This is a genomic window from Bifidobacterium stellenboschense, from assembly GCF_000741785.1.
In the GTDB taxonomy this organism is placed as follows: Bacteria; Actinomycetota; Actinomycetes; order Actinomycetales; family Bifidobacteriaceae; genus Bifidobacterium; species Bifidobacterium stellenboschense.
Genome location: NZ_JGZP01000013.1, coordinates 35240 through 44868, shown reverse-complemented (window position 1 = coordinate 44868; position 9629 = coordinate 35240). Strand labels below are relative to the sequence as shown.

The following is a 9629-nucleotide window of genomic DNA, read 5'->3' as shown; positions in this document are numbered from 1 at the left end:
CCCCGGCTACGGCGCGCCCCAGCAGCCCGCATACGGCCAGCCCGCGCCAGGCTACGGCTATGGCGCACCCCAGCAGTCGCCGTACGCGCAGCCGGCCCCCGGCTACGGCTACGGCGCCCCGGTCGACGACAAGGGCTCGTTCGGCTGGGCCGTGCTCGGCTTCTTCATCCCGCTCATCGGCCTCATCCTGTTCCTCGTGTGGAAGGACCAGAAGCCGGGCGACGCGAAGATGGCCGGCATGGGCGCGCTCGTCTCCGTGATCGCCAGCGTGGCCCTGTGGCTGCTGATTGTCATCATCGGCGTCATCGCCGCCGCGGCCTCCAGTTTCGCCGTGCTGCTGTGACGCACTGATACGATCCATCCGCCTGCCGACGCATCGTGGGTGTGGATGGTCCCGAATCGGGACCATCCACACCCACGTTCCATATCACGGCATGTCCGCCATATTACAAACGAACGCCGTCACGACCGCGGCACGGCTACAATCGCTTCCAGAGGAGAGGATGACCGTGGCAGATAACGACGCAGACAACGACAAGACCATCCAGAACGGAAAGACCAAGGCGGGCGCGGCGGTGAAGGCCGCGCTGGCGGCGAACATCGGCGTGGCGCTCGCGAAGTTCGCGGCGGCCGCGTTCACCGGCTCATCGTCCATGTTCTCCGAATCGGTACATTCGGTGGCGGACTGCGCGAACGAGATCGTGCTGATGATCGGAGACAAGACCTCCGACCACAAGTCGGACGGCGACCATCCGTTCGGCCTGCACCGTATCAAGTATCTGGCGAGCTTCATCGTCGCGACGCTCCTGTTCTTCGTCGGCGGCGTGTTCGCCGTCTCCCAGGCCGCGTCCAAACTCACCGGGCTCATCGACGGCTCCATTCCGCGCGAGGCGGAATCCTTCGAACTCGTCGCCGCGCTCGTCGTCGTGGGCGTCTCCGCCTGCCTCGAAGGCTACGGCCTGCACACGTCCATACATGAGGCGCGCGAACGCATGACGCGCGTCAAGGTGGAAAGCGATTCGCTGGTCAAGTTCTGGCGCCGCACGAAGTCCGCCGAACTCGCCTCCGTGATGATGGAGGACACGCTCGCACTGATCGGCCTCGCGTTCGCAGGTCTCGGCATCGGCCTGTCGATCGCGACCGGCGACGAGCTCTATGATGCGATCGGCGGCCTCATGGTCGGTCTCGTGCTGGTGTGCGGCTCGGCGGCGCTCGCGTTCAAATCCGGTTCGCTACTCATCGGCGAGGACATCGACCCGCGCACCCGCGAGATGCTGGTCGAGGCGGTCGAGGGCACGCAGGGCGTGAACCGGCTCATCAACATGCAGGCCATCCACATGGACGAGGACGCGGTGCTGCTGTGCCTCAAGGTCGAGACCGACAAGTTCGACCGCGACTATGACGTGCAGACCGTCGACAAGATCGAGACGAGCATCCGCACCGCGCTCCCCTGGTACGAGTGGGAGATCTACGTCGAACCGGACATCTGGCGCGCCCAGCACTGACAACGACCAACGCGACCGGCCATCCGGCGACACCCGCGAAAGGACCATATGATGACCAACGACGACCAGCAGCCGCAGACGCCCTACAGCCAGGAGACCCCTTACGGCCAGGAGACGCCCTCGCAGCCGGAGTATGGCGCGCAACAGCCGTACCAGTCATACCCCGGATATGAGGCTCAGCAGCAGGCGCCGAGCTACGGTTACGCCCCCGCCTACGGGCAACCTCAGTACGGTCAACCTCAGTACGGGCAACCTCAGTACGGTCAACCTCAGTACGGTCAACCTCAGTACGGTCAACCTCAGTACGGTCAATCCCCGTACACTCAACCTCAGTACGGCCAGCCCGCCTACGGATACGGACAAGCGCCTTACGGTCAGCCCGGCTATGGATACGGCTATGCGATGACCGATTCCGACCGGACCTTGCGGCTGGTCGCCTTCGTGCTCAATCTCGTCACCACCATCCTCACGGGCTGGCTGATCATCCCGCTGGCCTGGGAGATTCCCATGACCGTCCACAGCTGGGGCATCTACAAGGGCACCAAGGCCAACACCACGGCCTTCGCCGTCTGCGACCTGATCTTCCTCAATATGGTCGCCGGCATCCTGCTACTTCTCAGCACGAAGGAGGTCTGAGCCTCCCGTCATATTTCCACCGGCCCCTTCCGCGTCCGGGTACAATCGATGCGGAAACCATCGGATACGGCCAAGGCGGGGATATGACGGACGAGCAGCTTGCATGGGATTTCGACGCGATGATGGCCGGTGGCGGCGAGTCCGGGAACACGGCCGTGCCGGCCCTCGTCGCCGACGAGGGCATCACGCATCTCGCGCCCGGAAGCGAGGCATGGATCGCCGCGCTGACGCCCACCGACGCGGATGCCGTCCGTCTCGACCGTCTCGACGTCGACACGCTGAACGCGGAGAACGCCGCACGCCTGTGGGCGCGCGTCGCCGCGTGGGTGGAATCCGACCAGATCGCCTACTACATCGACGACGCGCCGGTCTCCTCCGACGCCGCCTATGACGCGCGACTGCGCTGCCTGCAACGATTGGAGGCCGCGTTCCCCGCGCTCGACAACCCGCAAAGCCCCACGCACCGGGTGGGCGGCACGTTCTCGAACGATTTCACGTCCGTGCGCCATCCCAGCCGCATGATGAGCCTCGACGACGTCTTCTCGATCGAGGAGCTGAGCGACTGGTACGATTCGGTCATCCGCGACCTCGACTGGCCGGAAGGCAAGGCGCTGCCGATGAGCTGCGAGGTGAAGATCGACGGTCTCGCATTGAACCTCATCTACCGCAACGGCGTGCTGGAGCAGGGGCTCACGCGCGGCGACGGCGTGACCGGCGAAGACATCACTTTGAACGTGCGCACGATCGGCTCCATCCCGGCGAACCTGGGCGGAGATAAGAGCGACATCCCCGAATTCGTGGAGATTCGCGGCGAAGTGTTCATGCGCTGGGACGACTTCCACGAGCTCAACCGCGAGCAGGAGGACGCCGGCCGCGCCCCGTTCGCGAACCCGCGCAACGCGGCCGCCGGCTCGCTGCGTCAGAAGGACCCGCGCATCACCGCCACCCGCCGGCTGAGCTTCTACGCGCACGGCCTCGGCACGCTGCGCTGGGGCGCGAACTCGGCCGGCAGGCACGATCAGGTCAACGACCAGTCGGAGGCCTACGCGCTGTATGAGAAGTGGGGCGTGCCGGTCTCGCCGCACAACCGCACCGTCACGTCGTTCAGCGAGATCCTCGCGATGATCGACTACTACGGCGAACACCGCGGCGACATCGAACACGCGCTCGACGGCATCGTCGTCAAGGTGGACGACCTCGCATTGCAGCGCACGCTGGGCGCGACCTCGCGCGCGCCGCGCTGGGCCATCGCCTACAAGTACCCGCCGGAGGAGGTCAACACCGAACTGCTCGACATCACCGTGCAGGTGGGCCGCACCGGCCGCGTCACCCCGGTCGCGATCCTGAAGCCCGTGTACGTGGCCGGTTCGACGGTCGCGCGCACCACATTGCACAACCCGTCCGAGGTGAAACGCAAGAACGTGCTCATCGGCGACACGGTCGTCGTGCGCAAGGCGGGCGACGTGATCCCCGAACTCGTCGGGCCCGTGCTGGAACGCCGCAAGGGCCGCGAGAACGAGCTGCGCGAGTTCGTGATGCCGGAGCGGTGCCCCTCGTGCGGCGCGACGCTCGCTCCCGCCAAGGAGGGCGACAAGGACATCCGCTGCCCGAACGTGGAGAGCTGCCCGGCGCAGCTGACCGAACGCGTGATCTCGCTCGCCTCGCGCAAGGCGTTCGACATCGAGCACCTGGGCGACCAGTCGGCGATCGCGCTGACGAACCCGGAGGAGAACCGCCCCGATTCGGTCGCCACCTACGCGCCGAACATCACCGAGATCCTCGTCAAGCCCGGCGAGGAGCCGGAACCGTACGAGCCGGTCGAGGGATTGCAACTGCCGGAGCGCCAGACGCCGGTGCTGTCTTCGGAGGCCGGCCTGTTCGCGCTGACCGCCGCCGACCTGCGCGACGTGCGCGTGTGGCGCGAGGCGCCGATCATCGAGATCCACGAGACCGTCGGCGCGAATGGGCGCAAGAAGAAGACCCGCAAGCGCGTGGGCGGTTCCGGACTGTGGCATCAGGTGCCCGCCTTCTGGACGGCCCCCGCGCCGGCGAAGAAGCTCACCGCCAAGCAGTTGGCGGCGCGCGCCGGAGCGGAAACAACGGCCGACGACGTGGCCGTGACCGCCTACCCGGATTACGACGTGCCTGCGGACGCGGTCGTCGTGCGCGTGGAGCATAAAAAGACGCGCGCCGGCGAGACCGATGTGCCGGTGGTCGTCCGCCCTGGCGAGAACACGCGCAAGATGTTCGACGAGATGGACAAGGCGCGTCACGCCGACCTGTGGCGCGTGCTGGTCGCGCTGTCGATTCGCCGGCTCGGTCCGCCGACCGCGCGGCTCATCGCCTCGTCGCTCGGCTCGCTCGACGCGATCGAAGAGGCGAGCGTCGACGAGCTCACGCAGATTGACGGCGTGGGCCCGGAGATTGCCGAATCGGTGGTGCACTGGTTCACTGCCGCGAAGGAGCCCGGTGACTGGCGCGGCGAGACGCTGCGCGCGTGGCGTGCCGCCGGCGTGGGCGTCGCGGCCGCCGAGAAGAGCACGTTGCCGCAGACGCTCGCGGGCAAGACGGTGGTCGTCACCGGTTCGCTGGAAGGCTATTCGCGTGATTCCGCGAAGGAGGCGATCCTCGAACGCGGCGGCAAGGCGGCCGGGTCGGTCAGCAAGAAGACCGATTACGTGGTCGTCGGCGCGAACGCCGGCTCTAAGGCCACGAAGGCCGAGGAGCTCGGCATCCCCATGCTCGACGAAGCCCAGTTCGAGACGCTGCTGGAGACCGGCGAGGTCTGACTCTGGCATGGCGGGCGTTCGCACGCTACGCTGGTGTGCGGCATAACGACGATACGGCGGACAAGAGGAGGACGCGTTGACGGACAGCAGGCACATCGAGGCGGCGATCTACGAGAGGCTGAGCAAGGTCATCGATCCGGAGCTGGGGCGTTCGGTCACGGACCTGGGCATGATCGCGGCGATCGACGCGACGCCCGCCGCCGCACGGAACGGCAACGACGGCACCGCGGCCGGCGCACGAGACGCCTACGACGTGACCGTGCACGTCGAACTCACCGTGCCCGGCTGCCCGCTGAGCGAGACCATCACGAACCAGATCAACGGCGCGGTCGCCTCCTATCCGGACGCGGACCTCACCCCGCATATCGAGGTTGGTTCGATGAGCCGCGACAAGCTCGACGACCTCGTCGCCGGACTCAAGGCGGAACGCAAGCAGAACCCGTTCAACAAGCCGGGCGTCAAGACCCGCATCTTCGCGATCGCCTCCGGCAAGGGGGGTGTCGGCAAATCGTCGGTCACCGCGAACCTGGCCGCCACGTTCGCCGCGCTCGGCTACGACACGGCCGCGATCGACGCGGACATCTACGGCTTCTCCCTGCCGCGCCTGTTCGGCGTGCACACGCAGCCCACGAACCTGAACGGCATGCTGATGCCCGTCACCGCGTGGGGCGTCAAGCTCATCTCGATCGGCATGTTCGCCGGCGCGGACCGCGCGATCCTGTGGCGCGGGCCGCGCCTGCAGCGTTCGCTCGAACAGTTCCTGTCCGACGTGTGGTGGGGTGAGCCGGACGTGCTGCTGCTCGACCTCGCCCCCGGCACCGGCGACATGGCGATCTCGGTGGCGCAGGCGCTGCCCAACGCGGAGCTCGTGGTCGTGACCACGCCGCAGCCGAGCGCGTCCGACGTGGCCGTGCGCTCGGGTCTCGTCGCGCTGCAGGTGCCGATGAAGGTGCGCGGCGTCGTGGAGAACATGAGCTTCTACGAGCACAAGGGCGAGAAGCTGGAGATCTTCGGCCATGGCGGCGGCGAGCGCGTGAGCGAGCAGTTGACCGAGGCGCTCGGCTACGACGTGCCGCTGATGGCGCAATTGCCGTTGGAGCCGGAACTGCGCGAGACCGGCGAGGCGGGCCGTCCGGCCGTGCTGGACGCGGACGGCGCGTTGAGGGCGGACGGCGTCGGCGCCGAGTTCAGGGCGTTGGCCGAACGGCTGATGGCCGCGTGACCCTCTAGGCCGTCCCCCCTAGCCGTCCTCTAGCCGTTCGCTCACCCGTTGAGCGAGCGGATGAACTGCGCCTGCACCACGTCGATGCCGTTGGTCTCGTCGTCGTTCATGCGCGCGGACGCGACGGACAGCGTGCGCGCGGGCACGAACAGTCCCTCGTCCACGGTGACGCGCGCCGCGTCGCGCACGATGCCCGCCACCTCGGTGTGCGGCCAGACGGGCAGGTCGTGGGTGGCGAGCACGTGCGCCGCGTCGTCCACGCTTTCCGGCACGCGGATGCACTGCGAGTCGGCGCGCGCGACGAGCTCCTGCAGTTCGCCCTCCAGCGAGCCGATCTGGCCGGGTGCGATGTGGTCGCTCATCAGGTAGGCTGCCACGGCCGTCTCGAAACGGTCCTGCATCCATTCGGCGTAGGCGAGACGGTAGTAGGCAAACGCGGCGTCGTCGCGGTCGAGCGCCACGTTGAGCGCGTTGAGGCATGCGGCGCGCGCCGAATCCCAGTCCTCGCTGCGCGCCAGCTGCACGGCGAGCTTCAGATGCGTGAGCGGGTAGGCGGGCGCGTAGGAGACCATCATGTTGAGATGCTTGAGCGACGCCTTCGCGCCCTTGACCTGGGCGAGCACGTCGGCGAGCTCCATGTGCGCGTAGAACAGGTTGTCGGGGATGAGCACGGTGCGCTCCCCCTGCGTGGCGAACAGCCGGTTGTAGATGACGCGTTCCGCATACGAGTTGAAGTAGCGGGGAACGCCGCCGCCGTTCGCATAGAGCGCGTCGAGCCGGCCGATCGCCGCCTCCGCGGTGTCGAGCGCCTGGCTCACCTGTCCGCCGAACAGCAGGTCGCGCGCCTTGAGCCGCTCCTTGTCGAGCTCGTCGGCCAGGGCGATCGTGACGGGTGGCGTGTCGCGTCCGTCGATGAGCGCGCTGGTCACGTTCGGCGCCTGTTCGGCGAGTTCCGGATCGCCGATCATGTCGATGATGCGCATCGCCTCCCGCGCCTTCGCGACGGACGGCATCGTCTTGTCGGAGGCGAGACGATGGAAGTCGGATTCGGCGCGCTGCAGCAGGTCGACGCGTTGGATCGACAGTCCGACCGCATCCGGCGTGCCGAGCACGCGCGCCGCGGCGGGCGTGAACGCATGATCGGAGGATTCGGGCTGCTCCTGCGAGCCGGCGGGCGCGAACCGCTGGTCGCGCAGGTCGAATCCGGCGTCGACGGGTTTGAGCGCGCCGTCGCCGTCCACGTCCATGACCGCGTCGAACATGCGGTACGTGTCCATCGGATGGTCGAGCGCGTCCTCGCCGATGCGGGAGAGGAACGCGTCGCGCGTGAACGTGACGGTGGCGAGGTTGCGCACGGTCGGATTGCGTTTGAGCACGCTCATCGGATCGGCGTCGTCGGCATCGGCGTCATCGCCCGCGGCATCCGCGTCGTCGCCGTCGCCGGACGCCGACGCGATGGCGAACGCGTCGCCGGATGATGCGGCGTCGTCCACACCGTCGCCGGGCATCGCGAACGCGGTCTCGTCGATGTCGACGCCCTGCATGAGGTCCTCGAACCGGCGTTCGATGCTGTCGTCGCCGTCCGCGCCGTCGGACGCGTCGCCGGTCGTCGACTGGCCGTCGCCCGTCTGCGTGGGATCGGCGACCGGGCGGACCGGCGTGTGCGTCGGATCGCCGTGGAAGTCGCCGTCCTTCGGTTCGGCCTTGCCGCGCACCGCGCCCATGCCGCCGGTGTGCATGCGTTCGAACGCGCTCAACGCCTCGCTCATCATCGTCTCGATGGCGGAATCCTGTTCGGCGACGGCCTCCTCCAAGCCGAGCGAGTCGACGTGCAGCGACACTTCGCGCACCCTGTCGCTCGCGGCGAAGCTCATCGCCGCCATGATCAGGCCGACGCGCAGATTGTAGGCGGCGCTCATCTCGGCGCGTTCGCCTTCGCTCAACGACACCCAACAATGCTCGGCCTCGTCGTAGCGGGTGGCGGGCATCATCGACACGCCGGCCGTGGTGAAGCCGACCGCCACGCGTCCCGCCGCGAGGTTCGAGCGGATCTCCACGTCGAACCGGTAGGGCAGGCGCAGCCGGCGCACGAGCAGCGCCATGCTCTGCCGGTACACCCATTCGGAACCGGTGTCGCCGCGTTCTCCCACATGCTCGCCGAGATGACGCGCGATGCGGTGCGCTTCGCGGATCAGCGAACGCATCGCGTTGTGGTCGCCCTCCCGGTCCATGCGCGCGTCGCGTCCCGCGGCCGCGCCGTCGACGGCGTTGCGCGCGCCGGCCGCCGTGTCCGCATCACCGTCCGGGCCGTCGTCCGTGCCGAGCGCGATCAGCGCCGGATCGTCGAGCAGTTTCAGGTCGATGGTGGCGGCCTGGGCGCGCGTCACCGTCTCCTCGGTGGGTTCCAGTCCGAGACGCGCGTTGCGTTCCAGCCATGCGCTCACCGAGGCGAACCGGTTGAGGTTGCCTTCGATGGCGAGCGCGCGCAGCGCCGGCGCGAGCGACAGGGACGAATCCCAGGTGAAGAAGTAGGAGCCGGAGTAGCTGGACGTGTACAGGTGCAATGGTTCGGCGCCGTGCACGGCTTCGAGTCCGGGCGCCTCGTCAAGCGCGCCCGCCTCGTGCATGAGTTCGGCGAAGTGGTCTTCGAGCCCGGAGACGCGCATGCCGTGCGCGCGCACTTCGAGCATGTCGCGTACGGACCGGCGGATCGCGCCCACCGGGGCCTCGCGGTTGAGCCGGCGGAAGATGTTGCCCGCGCCGAATCCGACGAGCGTGCCGCGCATCTGCGGCAGCATGTAGCCGGCGAAGAACGCGATGGCGACCGCGTCGCGGTATTCGAGGCCTTCGCGCATGTCGCGGCGCAGCGGGTAGCGCATCTGTTCGAGCGTGTAGGTGCCGGTCTCGCGGTCGCGCCGCCATGCGGCGAGCCAGGTCATGCGGCCCGTGTCGTCGCGGCCGACGACGCCGCCGCCCACACGGTCGCGCCGCGGCTCACGGGCGAGCATGAACCGTGGTTCCATGTTCTGCACGTCCATGCCGATCTCGGTGCCCACGTACACGCGGCCTTTGCCGTCCGCGTAGGCGATTTGCGAGAAATGGTCGCGGTCGGCGAACACGCCGAGCGAGAATCCCACGCCCGCGCCCGGATTGGCCGCCCCTCCCCTGGCCGGCAGCTGCGCCCAGCCGAGCGTGAGCCTGCCGGGCACGTCGTCGAAGTCGAGCATGCGGCGTTTGACGAGCGGGCCGAGACGGCGCGAATGGCTGGCGAGCTCCTGCGCCACGTCCATTTCGACCTTGGTGCCGGACGATTCGCGCGCGAATCCGGCGGCGGCCGTCTCCTGCGCCGCCTTGCTGATGGTCGCGCCGAACGGGTCGACCGATTCGAGCGCCCCGCGCCCGGAACGCGTCAGCCGTTTCGCAAGCCCCCGTACCCGCCCCATCGCGGCCTTCCATGGATCCGAGGGGCGTTCGTGG

5 protein-coding genes and 1 pseudogene are annotated in these 9629 nt (G+C 68.2%); 5 read left to right on the top strand and 1 reads right to left on the bottom strand.

Translation table 11 applies throughout. From position 1 onward, the window contains the following. From BSTEL_RS12570 to BSTEL_RS06545, 5 genes and pseudogenes are all read left to right on the top strand, one after another. Positions 1-343, top strand: a pseudogene (locus BSTEL_RS12570) (hypothetical protein); the annotation flags it as partial. A 160-nt stretch (positions 344-503) separates the two neighbouring features. Then, complete coding sequence (locus BSTEL_RS06565) at positions 504-1505, top strand: cation diffusion facilitator family transporter (protein WP_034528572.1); 1002 nt, start codon at positions 504-506, stop codon at positions 1503-1505. A gap of 51 nt (positions 1506-1556) precedes the next feature. Beyond that, a complete protein-coding gene (locus BSTEL_RS12745) occupies positions 1557-2141 on the top strand; it encodes a hypothetical protein (RefSeq protein WP_162178987.1) in 585 nt (194 codons plus the stop codon). 83 nt (positions 2142-2224) lie between these two features. Then, positions 2225-4930, top strand: coding sequence for an NAD-dependent DNA ligase LigA (gene ligA, locus BSTEL_RS06550; protein ID WP_034528570.1), 2706 nt, complete (start codon positions 2225-2227; stop codon positions 4928-4930). 76 nt (positions 4931-5006) lie between these two features. Further along, a complete protein-coding gene (locus BSTEL_RS06545; RefSeq protein WP_034528569.1) occupies positions 5007-6152 on the top strand; it encodes an Mrp/NBP35 family ATP-binding protein in 1146 nt (381 codons plus the stop codon). Positions 6153-6193: 41 nt separating this feature from the next. Here BSTEL_RS06545 and BSTEL_RS06540 read toward each other — a convergent pair whose 3' ends face one another. Beyond that, on the bottom strand, positions 6194-9595 hold the full coding sequence (locus tag BSTEL_RS06540) for a tetratricopeptide repeat protein (RefSeq protein WP_162178988.1): 3402 nt from the start codon (positions 9593-9595) through the stop codon (positions 6194-6196). Positions 9596-9629 lie beyond the last annotated feature (34 nt).

Bases quoted from the DNA above. Each gene is read 5' to 3' on its own strand.
- BSTEL_RS12745 (WP_162178987.1), top strand. From the start codon at position 1,557: ATGACCAACGACGACCAGCAGCCGCAGACGCCCTACAGCCAGGAGACC.
- BSTEL_RS06540 (WP_162178988.1), bottom strand. From the start codon at position 9,595: ATGGGGCGGGTACGGGGGCTTGCGAAACGGCTGACGCGTTCCGGGCGC.
- ligA (WP_034528570.1), top strand. From the start codon at position 2,225: ATGACGGACGAGCAGCTTGCATGGGATTTCGACGCGATGATGGCCGGT.
- BSTEL_RS06565 (WP_034528572.1), top strand. From the start codon at position 504: ATGACCGTGGCAGATAACGACGCAGACAACGACAAGACCATCCAGAAC.